17 protein-coding genes and 2 pseudogenes are annotated in these 15394 nt (G+C 61.4%); 11 read left to right on the forward strand and 8 right to left on the reverse strand.

Translation table 11 applies throughout. From position 1 onward, the window contains the following. Together CXY72_RS04720 and CXY72_RS04725 are read left to right on the forward strand one after the other, a co-directional pair. Nucleotides 1-753 (forward strand): SulP family inorganic anion transporter (locus CXY72_RS04720; RefSeq protein WP_146071051.1); only part of this gene is annotated, 753 nt, incomplete at its 5' end. A 692-nt stretch (nt 754-1445) separates the two neighbouring features. Beyond that, a complete protein-coding gene (locus tag CXY72_RS04725; protein WP_199183956.1) occupies nt 1446-2360 on the forward strand; it encodes an SDR family NAD(P)-dependent oxidoreductase in 915 nt (304 codons plus the stop codon). 176 nt (nt 2361-2536) lie between these two features. On the opposite strand, the gene CXY72_RS04730 is transcribed toward CXY72_RS04725, so the two are convergent. Continuing rightward, nucleotides 2537-3133 (reverse strand): hypothetical protein, encoded by a 597-nt coding sequence (locus CXY72_RS04730; protein WP_104126554.1) that lies wholly within the window; start codon nt 3131-3133, stop codon nt 2537-2539. Between the two features lie 200 nt (nt 3134-3333). On the opposite strand from CXY72_RS04730, the gene CXY72_RS04735 reads away from it, so the two are divergent. From CXY72_RS04735 to CXY72_RS20000, 4 genes are all read left to right on the forward strand, one after another. Beyond that, nucleotides 3334-3552, forward strand: a complete 219-nt coding sequence (locus CXY72_RS04735; protein ID WP_199183957.1) for a hypothetical protein — start codon at nt 3334-3336, stop codon at nt 3550-3552. A 3-nt stretch (nt 3553-3555) separates the two neighbouring features. Further along, nucleotides 3556-4113, forward strand: a complete 558-nt coding sequence (locus CXY72_RS04740; RefSeq protein WP_104126555.1) for a putative immunity protein — start codon at nt 3556-3558, stop codon at nt 4111-4113. Nucleotides 4114-4326: 213 nt separating this feature from the next. Continuing rightward, a complete protein-coding gene (locus tag CXY72_RS19995) occupies nt 4327-5037 on the forward strand; it encodes an NAD-dependent epimerase/dehydratase family protein (RefSeq protein ID WP_233197656.1) in 711 nt (236 codons plus the stop codon). Then, a complete protein-coding gene (locus tag CXY72_RS20000) occupies nt 5034-5372 on the forward strand; it encodes a hypothetical protein (protein WP_233197657.1) in 339 nt (112 codons plus the stop codon). The genes CXY72_RS19995 and CXY72_RS20000 overlap by 4 nt, the downstream gene beginning before the upstream one ends. 141 nt (nt 5373-5513) lie before the next feature. Here CXY72_RS20000 and CXY72_RS04750 read toward each other — a convergent pair. The 4 genes and pseudogenes from CXY72_RS04750 to CXY72_RS19170 form a co-directional block, all read right to left on the reverse strand. After that, a pseudogene (locus CXY72_RS04750) lies at nt 5514-5972 on the reverse strand (recombinase family protein); the annotation flags it as partial. Between the two features lie 3 nt (nt 5973-5975). Then, nucleotides 5976-6353: a hypothetical protein gene (locus tag CXY72_RS04755; protein WP_104126556.1), complete on the reverse strand. Its 378-nt coding sequence runs from the start codon at nt 6351-6353 to the stop codon at nt 5976-5978. Between the two features lie 187 nt (nt 6354-6540). Continuing rightward, complete coding sequence (locus CXY72_RS19485) at nt 6541-6864, reverse strand: hypothetical protein (RefSeq protein WP_158252469.1); 324 nt, start codon at nt 6862-6864, stop codon at nt 6541-6543. Between the two features lie 344 nt (nt 6865-7208). Next, nucleotides 7209-7463 carry a hypothetical protein gene (locus CXY72_RS19170; protein ID WP_146071053.1) on the reverse strand — a complete coding sequence of 85 codons (255 nt, stop codon included), beginning with the start codon at nt 7461-7463 and terminating at the stop codon, nt 7209-7211. A gap of 101 nt (nt 7464-7564) precedes the next feature. Here CXY72_RS19170 and CXY72_RS20555 point away from each other — a divergent pair. After that, nucleotides 7565-7831 (forward strand): annotated as a pseudogene (locus CXY72_RS20555) (GNAT family N-acetyltransferase); the annotation flags it as partial. Nucleotides 7832-8046: 215 nt separating this feature from the next. Here the strand turns inward: CXY72_RS20555 and CXY72_RS04770 are convergent. After that, complete coding sequence (locus CXY72_RS04770) at nt 8047-9000, reverse strand: LCP family protein (RefSeq protein WP_233197659.1); 954 nt, start codon at nt 8998-9000, stop codon at nt 8047-8049. A 931-nt stretch (nt 9001-9931) separates the two neighbouring features. Here CXY72_RS04770 and CXY72_RS04780 point away from each other — a divergent pair. Both CXY72_RS04780 and CXY72_RS04785 read left to right on the forward strand, forming a co-directional pair. Then, nucleotides 9932-10648 (forward strand): hypothetical protein, encoded by a 717-nt coding sequence (locus CXY72_RS04780; protein WP_104126560.1) that lies wholly within the window; start codon nt 9932-9934, stop codon nt 10646-10648. Nucleotides 10649-10705: 57 nt separating this feature from the next. Beyond that, entirely contained in the window at nt 10706-10831 is a 126-nt protein-coding gene (locus tag CXY72_RS04785) for a CatA-like O-acetyltransferase (protein WP_233197660.1), read from the forward strand. 1 nt (nt 10832) lies between these two features. Here CXY72_RS04785 and CXY72_RS04790 read toward each other — a convergent pair whose 3' ends face one another. Beyond that, nucleotides 10833-11462, reverse strand: coding sequence for a cysteine hydrolase family protein (locus CXY72_RS04790; RefSeq protein WP_104126561.1), 630 nt, complete (start codon nt 11460-11462; stop codon nt 10833-10835). 467 nt (nt 11463-11929) lie between these two features. Between CXY72_RS04790 and CXY72_RS04795 the strand changes: the two genes are divergently transcribed. Beyond that, nucleotides 11930-13276 carry an acetyltransferase gene (locus tag CXY72_RS04795; protein WP_104126562.1) on the forward strand — a complete coding sequence of 449 codons (1347 nt, stop codon included), beginning with the start codon at nt 11930-11932 and terminating at the stop codon, nt 13274-13276. 22 nt (nt 13277-13298) lie between these two features. Then, nucleotides 13299-13820, forward strand: a complete 522-nt coding sequence (locus CXY72_RS04800) for a hypothetical protein (RefSeq protein ID WP_104126563.1) — start codon at nt 13299-13301, stop codon at nt 13818-13820. 194 nt (nt 13821-14014) lie between these two features. On the opposite strand, the gene CXY72_RS04805 is transcribed toward CXY72_RS04800, so the two are convergent. Next, nucleotides 14015-15382 carry an Ig-like domain-containing protein gene (locus CXY72_RS04805; protein ID WP_146071055.1) on the reverse strand — a complete coding sequence of 456 codons (1368 nt, stop codon included), beginning with the start codon at nt 15380-15382 and terminating at the stop codon, nt 14015-14017. Nucleotides 15383-15394 lie beyond the last annotated feature (12 nt).

Raw genomic sequence — 15394 nt, forward strand, 5'->3', positions numbered from 1 at the left:
GTCGACGAGATCACCGACACCCACTCCAACAAAACCCGTGAGACCTGGGGCCAGGGCGTCGCCAACATCCTGAGCGGCTTGTTCGGAGGAATGGGCGGTTGCGCCATGATCGGCCAGACCATGATCAACGTCAAGGCCTCGGGCGCCCGCACCCGCATCTCCACCTTCCTCGCCGGCGTCTTCCTGCTCGTTCTGGTACTCGGCCTCGGCGATGTACTCGCCGTCGTGCCCATGGCCGCCCTGGTCGCGGTGATGATCATCGTGTCGTATCTGACCTTTGACTGGCACAGCGTCCGCTTGTCAACTCTCAAGCGAATGCCGGGGAGCGAGACCACCGTCATGGTCACCACGGTCGTCATCATCGTTCTCACCCACAACCTGGCCATCGGCGTCGTCGCCGGCGTGATCGTGGCGATGGTCGCCTTCGCGCGCCGGGTCGCCCACCTGGCCCGGGTGGAACGCACGGTTAAGCTCGACCAGCCCGTGCCGACGGCGTATTACACCGTGACCGGGGCGCTGTTCTTCGCCTCGAGCAACGACCTGATGACCCAGTTCGAATACGCCGACGACCCCGCCCGCATCGTTATCGATCTGTCGGCATCACACATCTGGGACGCCTCAACCGTCGCCACCCTCGACGCCATCACCTACAAATATGAACGGCACGACAAGCACGTCGTCATCGAGGGATTGAACGAGGCAAGTCACGAACTGCATGCCCGCCTCGCCGGCAACCTCGGCGGCGAGCACTAACCGGGGCAGCTGCGTCGCCGCGCACCGGCGCTGACGGTTCGACGGCCTGACGACTCGGTGCGGGCCGTCTACGAGCTTCAGGCCGACATACAGCCGATCAGGCCAGGCAGCAACGCGATTTTTGGCCAAGTGCATCACCTCCAGACGGTCACCGCCCGTTCAACGCTCCTCCTTTTCCCTGTCGAGCTTCGCACACCGCCGTGAGTTCGCCCGCGTCGCGGCGGGCGAACGACGCAACCCCGCGTGTTCTGACGCCCAGGCGGACGACTCGAATTCTGCCCACATTCTGCCCACAACTGGCAGGCAGTGTATGAGTAGTGGTGGACACTTGTGTGATCCATAAATGGCCTCGAATCGGGTATTTTGTCCTTGGTCACTGACCACGTCTGCGGCGTGGTTCGCCCTCCGGAGGCAGGGGCGGCAGTTCGAATCTGCCTGGGGGCACACTCGCAAGATCCGCGTAATCACGCGGATCTACGCCCCATCTGGTGTAAGTGAAGATGTCGGCAATTCGTCGCTTGCCCACATTCATTTTTGTAATGAACTGATTCAGCGCCGCTCCAACGCTGTCTAAGGCAGCAGCGGCTGCATCAAACCACCCGCGTCGATAAACCCGATTGCGGAGCACACCGCCACCGCGAGCGCCGACAAACAGGTGATCCGTCGGCCTAGGGGATCATCACGACCGACGTGTGCACGTCCGCAAAGCAGACCACCCCTATTTTCGGGCGTCGCGCCACGCTGTTAAAATCAACGGAACAACACTTGCAGGTGGACTGGCCTGGTCGTGCTGGCATGCAAGTGCCCTACAGACTAGAAGCAGTAAGAGAGATACATTGACGAATTTCTCAGGACGCAGCATCTTTATCACGGGTGGAGCTGGCGCGATCGGTGTCGCAACAGCGGAAGCTTTCCTCCGCCTCGGCGCGAAGGTCGCCTTAGTGGACATATCCCAAGAAGCCCTCGACGCAAAAAAGACGGAATTGTTACCGCACGGCGAGGTGATCACCATTCAGGCGAACGTGACCGATGAAGCCGATGTTGCACGGTACGTCGCTGAAACGGTCTCCGCGTTCGGCACCATCGACGTCTTCTTCAACAACGCCGGCATCGAAGGTAAAGTCGCCGCAATCGTCGACACCCCAATTGAAGACCTGGATTCCGTTCTCGCTGTCAACGTCCGCGGGGCGTTTCTCGGCCTCAAGCACGTCCTACCAATCATGACGAAGCGCGGCAGCGGAAGCATCATAAACACATCCTCCGTCTCCGGTTTAAGTGGGACCCCGAACCTGTCCCCCTACGTCACATCAAAGCACGCGCTCGTCGGCCTGATGAAGGTCGCCGCTTTGGAAGCAGCACCGTTCAACGTCCGCGTGAATTCTGTCCACCCGTCCCCGGTCAACACACGCATGATGCGCTCGTTGGAAGCTGGCTTCAGCCCAGACGATGCTGAAGGTGCGCAGGCTGCGTTTGCTAAGGCAATCCCGCTCGGCCGTTACGGTGAAGCAGCCGACATCGCCAACCTCGTCGTGTTTCTTGGATCCGATGAAAGTGCATTCATCACCGGCGCTCAATACCGCGTCGATGGCGGAATGGGCGCCCTGTAACGGTTTAAAGCCCTGACGATGAATTGGCTGGGCGGACGAACGAAACGCTCGGCGGCCCGGCCAATTCATGTCGCCTGAGCGTCTCAGGAATCGATACCTGCGGAACCGAACTGAGTCGAGTCCTCAGTTCTAGGAGCGATCCCGTTGCCATCCACGTTCTTACCTGACGCAGCAGCCTACGGGTGCGCGAAGGGCTCGATCGAGCCCCCCTGCACTAGAGCCCGGGACCCAGGGGTGTCGCAAGACACTTCTGCGAGGTACATCCAGTTGTCGCCGTCGAACCCACCCGTCACTCGTAGTTGGTCGCTGTCGACCAGTCCAGCGAGCTGGGCCCCGTAGGTGAACGAGTCATAATCCGGGTCGAAGCTGGTAGTAGGGAAGGTTGACGTCCAGACCCGCGCGTAGCATTCAGCGGCAGTCCACGGGTCCTCGTCCCTATCGAACCAGGAGTTCTTTGCGGAGAAGGCGACTTCGTAGCCGTCTGACCTTTTCTCCCAGTGCGGGGTACCACTCACGTCCTCGGACTCGGTCCAGCAGGCGGACTCCGGTGGCGCGGCGCGCGGCACGTCCCACGTTCCCTCGAACGCGTCGAAGGTGGGCCGGATGGAGCCCGCGATCGTGTCGGTGATGCTCGACCACTCGGTCAGCGTGACGCCGAACGCAGCGGCCGGCGACACATGGGCATCGGTGGACTGGGAAGCGCAGCCGGTAACGCCCCACAAGAAAAGCGAGACAACTGAGAGAACGAGCGCGGTGCTTCGGATGCGAGCCATGGCTTCACCCTAAGACCAGCGTTGCTGCGGGCGAGTCGGGCGCAGGTATGACGAACCTGATCGGTGTCATTCTTCGAATTCGTCTGCACAAACGTTAGTCCTCGCGTGCACACCTTCTGCCAGTCACCGACGAACCTCAATTTCCGTAAGGTGAGCCCCTACCGGGCGACAGGTGAGTCGGTCAGGGTACGTTGGTAAACGTGACTAGCCCTAGCGGACGTATCGCCCTGATCACCGTCGGCGTGATCGCTCTAATCCTTGGTGGAGTCTGGGCCGGGCAGGGCCTGAATCTGATCCCGGGAAGTTTCATGACGGGCAACCGGATGTGGCTTTCCATCGGGCTCATCCTCGCGATCGTCGGCATCATCCTGATTGTGCTCGGCCTACGACGGCCAAGGCACGGCCGCACGAGCCGGTGAGACTTGCCTTCCCCGCAGTCACTCAGTGAAGCTGATCGACGCTTCGTCGCAGCGTGGGCCGCGGACTGTGCCGAGCGAGTCCTGGTCTTTTTTGAGACGGAGGCTCCAACAGACGGCCGACCACGTGATGCCATCGCTCGTACTCGGGCATTTGCTCAGGGTGAACTTGATACCGCCGGCGAAATTCGTAGGCGCTTCGTTGCTGGTCGGGCCGCGCAAGCCGTGAACTCGCCCTCGGCAGTGGCAGCTGCTCGGGCTGCTGGACAAGCCTCCGGCGTCGCTCACATGGGCGCGCACGCACTCGGCGCAGCCGCTTACGCCGCGAAAGCCGCCGGGCTGGCCGCCACGGATCAGGCCGCGGCAGTCTCCAATGAGATCTCCTGGCAACTCGAGCACATGAATGCCCCAGTCAGGGCAGCGCTTCGGCAGTTGCCACCACTTGGTGAGGACTCCGCGGGCCCACTCGGTTCAGGGCTTCTCGCGTCGGGCATCCTCGGGTCGATCATTCGGAGAATTCAGGCCGTCCTAGACAGCAGTTCACCAGAGGATGGTGCCCGGTAGCCGGACGTTGGCGGCCGCACGTTCGGCGCCAACTCGCCGACGTGTCGAAACCTCGGGAGAGTGGCATTGTGGAACCTCACAGAATCCGAGGATGCCAGCTAACCCGGACTACCCACGTGCGTGCTGAGAGGCGACCTGCCCAGCGTGTGTCTCGGTCTTTCCAGAGCGAGAGAGATGAGACGCATTGAAGGACCTGCTCAATCTACGCCACGAGTGAACACCCTTGCTGATCTCGCGAACGTTCAGTTGGCTGAGGGCATGGATTTACTGATTTTGGGCGGGACTGCTTTGCTGGGGCAGGCTATCGCGCAAGCCGCACTGGATCGTGGACACGCTGTGACCTGCCTGGCGCGGGGCAGTTCATCTGCCCCGAAGGGGGCGACCTTCATATCTGCTGACCGCGATGACGACGACGGTCTAGCGTCGGTCGCTTCGCGATCCTGGGCCGCAGTGATCGACGTGTCGCGCCAACCTGGGCAGGTTCGCCGTCCCGTGCGTGATCTGAGCACCCAACACTGGGTGTTCATCTCCTCCGGCAACGTCTACGCCGACTTCTCCACCGTCGAGCAGGACGAGAACGCACCGCTTCGACCTCCACTGCAGGGTGAGGTGATGGAGGCCATGTTGACCTACGGCGAGGCGAAGGTCGCCTGCGAGAACGCTGTCCGCGCCAGCAACTCCTCGGCCACGATCGTGCGCTCGGGGCTGATCGGGGGCCGGGTGATTGGTCGGGCCGGACCGGGTAATGGCCATGGCGATTTGCCAATCCCACTGGGGATGACGTCATCGTCCCTGACGACCCCGACTTCCCATGCGCGATCGTCGACGTGCGCGATCTTGCTTTATGGCTCATCACCGCCGCCGAGCAGCACCTCGATTCAACGTTCAACGCCACAGGCCCGACCATCCCCTTCCACCAGGTGATCACCGTCGCCGCGCGGGTGACCAACAGTGCCACACAGCCACGTGCCGTTCCGGCCGAGAAGTTAGCCGAGCTCGAGATCGGTTCATGGATGGGCCCGGCCTCACTTCCGCTATGGATCGATGACCCAGCATGGCGTGGTTTCGCCACCATGAACACCGACCGTGCACGTGCTGCCGGCCTTGTGACACGACCATTGGAGGACACCCTGCGAGACACGCTTGCCTACGAGAACCAACGCACAGAACCCAGGCAGGCTGGTCTCAACGACGAGCAGGAACAGCGAGTCCGGGCCGCGCTCGATCAAACCAGCGCCCGACCGCGCGTTGGCCACTAAAAATAGGATCCGACATTCCATGACCGTCAAGCGGATGGCGACCGGGACACCGACGAATCATCGTCGCCTTCGCGGTTGTCATTTTTCGAAGTCGTCTGCACAAAACGCCCGTTTACCCATAGTCCTCGGCACGATGCACGTTCAGGCGGCGGTGTCCCCGGCTCGTTGGATTGCCCGGTAGACCGTGAATCTGGCGACGCTGATTAGTTCTGCGATCTGTGCGGTGGTGTGTTCGCCGCGCTAGTGGACCTCGACCAGGTGATTCTCCTGCGCCGGGGACAGTTTGGGCTGCTTGCCGCGCAACCGGCCAGTAGCTTTGGCGACTTACATCCCTTCGCGGGTGCGTGCTCGGATCAGGTCGGCCTCGAATTCAGCGACCATCGTGAGCACCTTGAAGAGGAGCCTGCCGACTGGGTCGGTGGGGTCATGGACGGAACCGCCGATTCTGAGCTTGACTTCACGAAGGGTGAGATCATCAACGATGTCTTTGGCCTCACGAAGTGAACGGGCCAGCCGGTCGAGCTTGGTCACGACGAGGGTGTCACCGGCACGGCAGGCGGCTAACGCTTCGCGAAGACCTAGCCGGGCCCGGTTAGTTCCGGGTCAGCGTGGCTTTTCGTCGGTAGTGGGTATGACGACTACGCCAACGCCTAGGACCGTGTGGCAGTCGAATCCGGCGTTGTTCGTTTCTCGGTCGAGCTGCCAGTAGGATCGGCCGAACCGGTCGCAAATGAGGCCGCCCACGTCGCCTGCAACCGTCGTATAGCGGATAGTGCCTTCGGCATCCGTCTCGGTCTTTCCCATCGCGCCCTCGACCGGCCCGGTGTCGACGATCGGGTCGGGCGTTGGCGTGGGGATCGGCGCTGTCGTTGGGCTCGCCGACGGCATCGCCGGTGGAGCATTGGTGGGCAAGGTGCAGCCTGCTAAGAGAAGAGCGCCAATCAGCGCGACCCCCGCGACGCTCAGCTGACGGAGCGACATTGTGCAGCATGAGATGAGAGGCATAGCTTTTTCGTCTCTTGAGTAGTCGTCAGAATACGCCGTGACCGCTCCGCGGCCACGTACTCTCAGCTTGCCGAAGGACGCCGAGCAGCGCGAGTCGGCTGTTCGGAGGACACGGCCTCGTCGTTGTCTGAAACCGCGATGGCCTTCGCCAGTTGAACGCGCTTCAACTGCAGGTGGGTACGTGGGGCATTCCACTACGGGCGCTCCAAACGTGCGTCGTTGCTCTGCGGCTGCGGATTCTCACGCTGCCAGAAGAGGGTCGGGCAAATCGTCGATAATGCGCGAGCCCGACGAGGCGCTCCCCGCAACTGGCAACAAAAGCATTGACTTCATGCGTGCCGTCGTTTACCCCAGTCCAAACACGTTCAACAATGCCTTCATCAGAAGAAAGTGCGTAAAAAGCTCGATATCCTCGATAAAGCCCCGCCCACTCGATGAAATCTGATGCCTGCACCGCGCGAACAAAGACTAAGTCGTTTGTGCTCATCGCCCCAGAGTAGTGGCCCGCATTCTGTTCCCGATGGAGGTTTCCCTTGCGGGCTCCCGCTGCGTTAGACATGTTTGAGATGTCTGACGTAAACCACAAGTGCCGCAACGAGAAGCGCAAGTGACGCCACCTAGAACAGCCAGACCGTTCCGTGGAAGACTTCGAAGCGCGCGTAGGCAGAAAGTGCAGCGGCGAGCAGAATCAAAGTCACTACGGCTACGCGGCTACGCGGCTACGCGGCTACGCGGCTACGCGGCTACGTCGCGAAGTTCGCCGATTGTCTTTCATGAAGCCATCTTCGAACGCAACACCGCTACTGTCCAATTGACGGTTCCGGAAATGACCTAGGCAGTAAAGACATCGTCGGGTTGTGGGCCAGTACCGGTGGTGAGGGCGAGAACGCCACGTTGCGGATGTCCGTACTGACCGAAATCATGCCCGTTCGTGCGGGAGCTCACGAAGAAATCACGATCGGACGTCCGGCTCCCTACACCATACGAGGCCCACTCGGGGGCGCCGACTGTGCCACCGATCTGACAAACGCCGGACATTTCGTTTGCTGTCTCGTTGTCGATTGTTTCGATGTAGATGCCGATCACGCCGTCGTCCCTGACAGCGGTGATCGCTTCCTCGAATGGTGCCCTTAGCGGGATCACCCAGGGGCCTTCAGTCGTTCAACATAAGCTGATGGGTCGCTCAAGAGAGCAACGGACGTGGCTATGCCACAGATGCAGTTCGAGCAATGACCGCGCTGGCATTCAAAGAATTGGGCTCGCTTAGGGTTCAGGCGGAGACGCTGATCCCCAACGCGCGCTCCCAACGAGTCCTCGAACGCGTGGGCTGCGTGCGCTATGGCACGGCACCCCAATACCTGAAAAATAGCAGGCCGGTAGCAGGACCACTTCATGTCTCAGCTGCTCACCAATTCCCAATGCACGGGCAACTTACGCTTATTTCGTCCGCTTAGTAGCGCGGTGTGATCGCTGTCACCCGGTGGAGGCTTGGGCGCACGAGTCATCCTGCGCTGTTTGACCGGTGAGTCCGTCTAACGCTTGAACGGTCGACTCTGGGGCGGGGACGACGGTTTCGCTCGGATCCGGCGTTGACGTTTCGACCGGCACCGATGCATCCGTTGTTGATGTTGGTGTTGGTATTGGCGTTGTTCCAGGGAGGGTGAAGGGCTCATCGGTGGCGAGTTTGGTGAACATGTCTGCGGCCACCGCTTTCAGGGGAACGACCTTGCCGGGGAAGTTGGAGTCTCCGGTCGTGCCGGGATACTGCACGAACAGCAACCGATCCAGGTCGATGTCTTGGAGGGCCAGGGCCATCGATACCATGGTNGATTTTGGCGAGGGACGTCGAGAGCTTGATGTTGGTGGCCGCGGCGGTGGCGAGGTTGATCAGGGTCGGAATGCTCGTGAGTGTTCCGTTGCCCTGCACCGTGCGCATGAGTGAGGCCATGTAGATCTGTTGTGAGGAAATCCGTGACAGGTCGCTCTCGTCGCCGACGCCGTGGCGGCTACGCAGAAACGCCAAGGCGGTATCCCCGGCGACGACGCTCGTACCCGCGGGCAGATACAGGCCTGCCGAGTCGTCGTTCACGGGCGCAGTCAGGCAGATGGGTACTCCGCCGACAGCGTCGCTCATTTGCACGACCCCGTCGAATGAGATGAGTCCGGCATACGGAATGGTGAGTCCCGTCAGCTCGGACACGGTTTTGACCACACACGGTAGCCCGCCCCGGGACATGGCCTCATTGATGGGGCGGGCGGCCATCGCCGAAAACTCGGCACCGCTCTCGCCATCCGTGCATGCCGGGTGCGGCACGATGAGGTCGCGGGGGATGCTTACGACGACAGCGTTACTGTGGTCGGCGGACACGTGCACAAGAATGTTCACATCGTTGCGAGTGCCGTCGCGTTCGCCATACGCCGCGCTTTGAGTTGCGTCGTTGTCGACGCCGACCATGAGAATGTTGAAGCCGTTTTCGTAGCTTTCGAGCTGTGGCACGAGCGCTGCCGTGTCGCCAGCAGTGATGTCGATGGCGTTATCATCGACCGTCTTACTGAAGCTCCACACCGACACAGCAGCGACCGCTGACGTGCTGACTACAGCAACGGTCAGCACGGCCGCCACCAGTTTCAAGGCTGTGGCGTACGAATTCGAGCGCTTTAATCGCCCATGACGTGCGATCCCGACCATCCGCTTGCTTCCCCCGCTCGCGTCAACCACAAAGCCCCGTCCCCTTGAGTTCGATCTTTGACCGAACCATCTCTTTGCGTTGCGACAGATCATGCCCCTCGACGTTGCGCTGGGCCCTCCCGAGGTTACCGCTTTCCACGGCGACGGCTGTGACGCACGGACAGGGCCCACGTTACCGAGACTGAAGTTGCTGGGCGCCATTCTGGCAAGGGGAATCCTCCACAGGCTGGCCTGAAACTCAATTTGTCGGTGGGTCTTCTCGAAGTCACGAGAACTCGCAGTACTCGTGGACCCCACCAAGGAATCACCCTTTTCGGTGGGAACGAGCGTCGAGTGGACCTCACACGCTATTACCGTCGTCGACGAACATGAGCGAGACTCGGCACTACAAATTGACAAGCTCATGCGTAAACCCAGCTAGCGTCACCCCTTCACCGACGTACTCCATCAACGTAACTTCGACTCCTCGGTGGCGACGCTGGCGCCGACCGGATAGGCATGCGGCCCGACAGCATGTCAGTCGTCAGCATCGATGCTGAGACGGGCGAGGCCGACATCAGTGGCCTACCCCGCGACCAGGTGTCGCTTCTCGAGACGCAGTGGCGGCTTTCATCAGATTCCCGCAGGGGGGTTCCCTTTGCGGGAATCTCTGTTCGCCCGGACAGCATCCAAGTTCACGGCGCAAGTTGAAGAGCCTGCATCAAGGCAACGGTCCACGCATAGACATCGCACACACGACCGCACCTGTCGAATTGTCGAACGAGCTGAGGCAGTGCGAAACTCAATCTGAGACAGTGGGGCGCCAAGGCGCAGAGCGACGACGTCATCTCAACGCGGAGTAGACGATAAACACCAAGGGGATTTTATGAAGCGTGTGACATTTGTTTTGGCCGCAGCGACCGCAACGGCTGTTATCTTGTCCGGCTGCCAAGCGGAGCAACCCGTCGCACCTGATTCATCAGCGTCGGTCTCTTCAACCCCCGCCCAGACGGATGAACCCACTGCGCAGGAATCTGCACAGGCGTGGGCGGACGAGACATTCGGAACGTTCAAGGCTTTCACTGTCACCGGTAGCGGCGCTGATGAAATTGTCTTTCCCGACGACGCTAAATCTGGCTTTTACACAATCACGTGGGCGCCCGGCCACTATGCCAATGAGCAGTCCGGCGCGCAGGTTTATGGTGAAGACGGCACGTACCACGAAACTGGCATGGCTGACTATCAAGGCGATGTCGCCAGTGTCGCCTATGGCTTGGACTCCACGGTTGGCCCGGCGGGCTGGATCGCCGTCGGGCCCGGCGCCGGCGACTGGTCCATTACCGTGTCACCGATTTCGGCCCTTCCCGCGCTACCCGAGACCGGCGGCTACGACGCCTATCTGTACGCAGGTACAGAGCAACCGGTCATCTTCTCGTCCACAAACTCGGGGCGGGTCAACGTGCGACAGTTCAATGGCATCGACTCGACCGACAGCATCCTCCCTCAACAAGACTTCACGGCTGTTGGAACTCTCCTCGCTGGACCCAGCGTCGTGAACGTCCAGCTGGAAAGCGTGAGCCCTTGGACGCGATCCACGAACTAGCCAGGACGACACGACCGGATTAGCGGCCGGTTCGGTCCAGGGGACCACAAAACACCCATTGACCTAGCCACCTGGCCGCGTCGAGAACATTTCGACCATTACCAAACCCGTGTCCCGTGCACTTACAACGTGACAGTCCAACTCGATGCGACCCGTTTTGTACCGATTTCTGCTGTTCGTTGAATTACCTGGCGTCCCGCCCCCGGGCAGCTGACTCAATGAGGTTGTCTGCTGCGACAGCGTTCCCGGATGATACGGCTTCGGTCCAGGCGCTCGTCGTGGCGACCGCAGCCCAGTTGGAGTTCAGGACGGCCATGATTGTCTCGTGCACCCGCTTTGCCGGCGCAGAACCAGCGGAATTCACAATGTCGATGGCTCCGGTTGCATCCGACAGCACCTCAACGGCGAACCCGAGGGGTTCAGCAGCGGCGGCGGAACCGATAACGCAGTTGTTCGTCATGTAGCCCACGATGGTGATTGTGTCGATTCCGCGTTCGCGCAACCATTCCTCAAGGCCCGTACCCGCGAAGATGCTGGCGAATGACTTCGTGAAGCGATGAGCCACATTGTCGGCGCGCTTCGCGATCTCGGGGCGCAATTCGAAGGTCGACGACTCCGGCGCGAAGACCGGGAACCCCGCGGGAGATTGATGTTGCCCAACGACGACCGGAATGCCAGCCTGCTCAGCAACGTCCATTGCCTCGGCAATACGACTAAGTGACTCATCGCGTGCGGGATATTGGATCGGCAGCAGTCCTTCAAAATACTCCTGTTGGGCGTCGATGACGATCAGGGCGCGGCGGGGTGCGGACATTGGGATCTCCCTTGGTTGATGTGGTGGGACGGGGCTTCAAACGGATGGGATGCGGTGCTTTCGGTGAGGACAACTTTCTGGTCGGCTCCGGCAGACGATGTTTGACGATGTTACGTCGCCGATTTCAATGAGGGCGGCGGCCTCGGCTGGAGCGACCGGGCTGAGACGCCGCTACCGTTCATTTTCGCATGCGGCCGCAAGGTGCACCCAAGCATTCGTTGAAACGCTTTCACATCGGCTCCCGCCGATAGGGCAAGGCAGCCCAGCAAATCCGCATTTCCCAAAAAACAAGCCCATAAATCGGGGTAGCTAGCGAGAAAGCCCGTATGCCACACTGGCGCACACTAAGTTCACTGACGAATTGACGTCGCGTCACATCCGGTATCACCGGGATGAGCGCCAGGGATGTGAGAGGAAGACCCATGAGAGGAAGACCCATGAGAGGAAGACCCATGAGAGGAAGAATCATGAGACGTACACTCGCGGCGAGCGGCGCGGCATCGGCACTGCTGCTGACGGGGCTGGTGTCTTTGAGCGCCACGGCCGCCGAGCCCGAGGGTTGCCACCCCACCAAGGAGAACCGTCCGGTCTGCCAGGCTGGATCTTCTGCCGAGACCGCGACCTTCTTGGACTCCACAGCAAAGGTCGAGGAGCCGGAGCACATCAGCCTGGCCGAACACGTGTACGTCGGCCCGTTCGCCGAGCTGGTTGCCGATGACGATGCCCCCATCAGCGTCGGTGACGAGAGCAACGTCCAGGACAACGTCCTGATCCTCGGCGCACGAGACGACGACGGTGACTCCGCCGGTGACTCCGACTCCGACGATGACGGTGACGGTGACGGTGGGCGTGAGACCGCCCGCGGTGAAGGCCACGCGGAGCCCGGCGTCGAGATCGGCGATCGTGTCATCCTGGCGCACGGTGTCTCGGTAATCGGACCGGCCCAGATCGGTGTCGAGGGCAATGACATTCCGGCCGACCCGGCCGGCGACCAGGAGGTCTTCCTGTCGTTCTCGAGCCAGGTGGACGGTGCTGTCCTGGAACGCAACACCGGTGTCGGGGCGCTTGGCCGGGTCGGCCCCGGCGTGCGGCTGCGCAGCGGCTTCATCGTGCTGCCCGGCAAGAACGTCACCACCCAGACGGAGGCTGACGACCCTGCGCTGGGCAAGGTGCGCCTCATCAACGAGGCCGATGTGGCCTTCAACGAGGCCGTCATCGAGGTGAACACCGCTTTCGCGCGAGAATACACCCGGTTGTACCGGGACAACCCGAGCAACGTGCGCGGCGTGAACTTCGACCCGGGGCACACCGAGTTCAACCACGACCGCGACCTGCCGAGCTTCGCCGGGCAGGAGAAGCGGGTGCCCGGGTTCCGGAATCGGCTGATCGGTGACCTGAACCTGATCGACACCTTCAGTCGTTTCTCCAGCGTCAGTGGCGCACGAATCTCGCTACGGGCCGACGAAGGTGAGCCCTTCGGAGTCGGGTCGGTGGACCGGATGGGCGATGACGTGGTCTTCCATGCGCTGGAAGAAGCTGACCTAGTCGTCGGTGATCGCGTGGAGTACGGCGACAAGGTCGTCGTACACGGTGGCGGCAGAGTGGCCGTTGCCGGTGAGCCCGAGGAGCCCACGGTGGTGGGCGACGACGTGGTGCTGGAGGACGAGTCCATCGTGTTTCGCAGCACCATCGGGGACGGCAGCGTGATCGGTCAGCGCAGCGTGGTCGTCGGCAGCGAGCTGGCGCCCGGCACTGAGGTCCCGCCGCGAACGGTCATCATCAACGGCGTCAAGTTCGGCGACGTCGAGTGGTGACGACTCCTTGAGGAAACGCCACGTGACGGGGCGGCGCCTGCCGCCCCGTCACGTGCACCCGCGCTCGGTCGCGCTGCTGACCGGTCTGGGTCTGTCCGCCTTGCTCCTAGTCGGATGTTCGACCCCGGCGGACACCGCGCAGCCGGAGACAGCACCGGCCGAACCCGTGGAGGCCGGCGTACCGGTTGAGGTGGTCGAGGCCGTCCTCAACGACGAGATGACCGCCGAGCAGAACGGCCGGATATCCTGGACCACCACCTGGCGCGCCTGCTTCGAGCGGGACGGGGGCAACACGACACGGTTCGAGGCGCAGGCGGTGACGACAGAAGGGGCCGGAACCAGCCTCCGGAAGATGGACGGGCAGTGTCTGGAGCTCGACATCGCCAGCGGCGTCAACGACGCGGCTGCCGGGATGCTCGGACGCGACATCCAACTGGCCGAGGCCTCCACATTGGCCTACCGCGTCCGTGCCGTGCTTGACGACGGCGCGGTGACTCCCTGGACCGAGCCGATACGCGTCGGGGCTACCAGACCACCCGGATAGCTCCCACCCCACCGCGCACCCGGGCGTCCGTGCGACACCGTGCACGGCACGATACCGTCCGCTACGTCGTGGGCTGCCCGGTTGGACGGTGAAGTCTCGAGCGTGTCGGAGGGCTTTTCCGCAGCCATCCAAGGTCATCGTGTCAGAGCCCTGGCGCTTTGGGGATGGTGAATTTTATTTGCCAGCGAGTCGAATTACTTACACCAGTGCGGTTGGAATCCGTTGATGCTGCGGTTGCTGACACCGGTGCTCAGGTCTACGAACGTAGTCATCATTGCGGAAGAGCCAGGCAGAGTCGGGTATTGATCACTATCTCCCCCGCGAGGGAAGGTTTCCACCGCCACATATCGACCGTTCGGGGATACGCAAAAATCCCGAATGTCGGTGTCCGGTGAGGCTGGCACGTAGACGAACGAGCTGCCTTCGTCGTCGGTGAGAGCCAGGAGCGGGCGGGACGTTCCATCGGTGCCCCACGCGTAATACAGGCGAACGTATTCGCCCTCCCGGTTGAGGACTTCAAGTTTTGCGGGGATGGCATCACCAAGCTCATCATCGGCAGGTAAGTCCAAAGGGGTCACGGTACTGTCGCGCAGATCTATTGATGCGCCTTGGGTCGGGTCAGCAACCACCAAAGAGTTTGTTCCTGGGATGAGGCCCCGCATCTCGACGTGCTGGCCGAGGGGAACTATGTCACCCTCCACAGTCACGTCGATCAGATACATGACCTCGTCCGGACCGTGCGCCACCAGGGATGTGGTGTTAGGAACGAAAACGTAGTCCGTTACCGGCAGGGGCCGCTGGTCGAGGCCGAAAACAGGTTGTGGCACTGCTGTCTGCTCGTTGACGTCGTATGTGTAGAGAGTGTCAACCGGATCGTGATCCCCACCAACTAGCCCGCCAGTGAGCGTGAAACCGATCAGATTTGTCGTGCGTGATGTTTGAAGATCTTTCAGGACCGTATCGGAGGGCAGTACAATTTCAAGCTCGGTTTCCTCCGTGAGAGAAAACAGTGTGAGGTGATTTTTATTATCCTGATCTAGCGTGACCACGGCGAGATACCCCGGAAGCACCGCGAATTCCTGTATCCGCTCCGCTGTGAATAGTGCTCGCCCCGCCTCGGTACCCAGAAGCGTGTCGCGCCGTATTTCGTCCGGTCGCTTCGTGCCATCATCGGTGGTTCTTGAGTCGCGATGCAGGGTGTACAGGTCCACATCATCGGTGGTGAAGTCATACTCAATCGACGCCTGGGCGCCCTGGAACAATCCGATTACCGGGTCGATGTTGACCCGGTAATCGGTGTTGTAGTTGAGGGCCTCTTCGAAGGTGATGGTTACGACTGTGCCGTCTACGGCGACGGATACCGGGACCTCTGGGGTTACCGTGATCTGATCCCGGTCGATGCTGGATATCGGCTGGTCGGTGTTGAGCAACAATCGTTGCCCCGCGTGATCGATGACACTTCCGAGGTTGATCGCCGCCGATTCCAATCGGGGTCCTCGTGTGGTGTTGAGCAGTGCCAGTGCGCCCGCCAGCATGGCGAGGACGATGACGGTCGTGAGCAACAGCCGGGTGAA

Origin of the sequence: Cryobacterium sp. Y57, assembly GCF_002929505.1 — a bacterium.
GTDB lineage: Bacteria > Actinomycetota > Actinomycetes > Actinomycetales > Microbacteriaceae > Cryobacterium.

What these genes read in the sequence shown, in the direction of transcription:
- CXY72_RS19485 (WP_158252469.1), bottom strand. Translation starts at nt 6,864, where the DNA reads ATGAGCACAAACGACTTAGTCTTTGTTCGCGCGGTGCAGGCATCAGAT.
- CXY72_RS04755 (WP_104126556.1), bottom strand. Translation starts at nt 6,353, where the DNA reads ATGTCGCTCCGTCAGCTGAGCGTCGCGGGGGTCGCGCTGATTGGCGCT.
- CXY72_RS04795 (WP_104126562.1), top strand. Translation starts at nt 11,930, where the DNA reads ATGAGACGTACACTCGCGGCGAGCGGCGCGGCATCGGCACTGCTGCTG.
- CXY72_RS04780 (WP_104126560.1), top strand. Translation starts at nt 9,932, where the DNA reads ATGAAGCGTGTGACATTTGTTTTGGCCGCAGCGACCGCAACGGCTGTT.
- CXY72_RS04730 (WP_104126554.1), bottom strand. Translation starts at nt 3,133, where the DNA reads ATGGCTCGCATCCGAAGCACCGCGCTCGTTCTCTCAGTTGTCTCGCTT.
- CXY72_RS04790 (WP_104126561.1), bottom strand. Translation starts at nt 11,462, where the DNA reads ATGTCCGCACCCCGCCGCGCCCTGATCGTCATCGACGCCCAACAGGAG.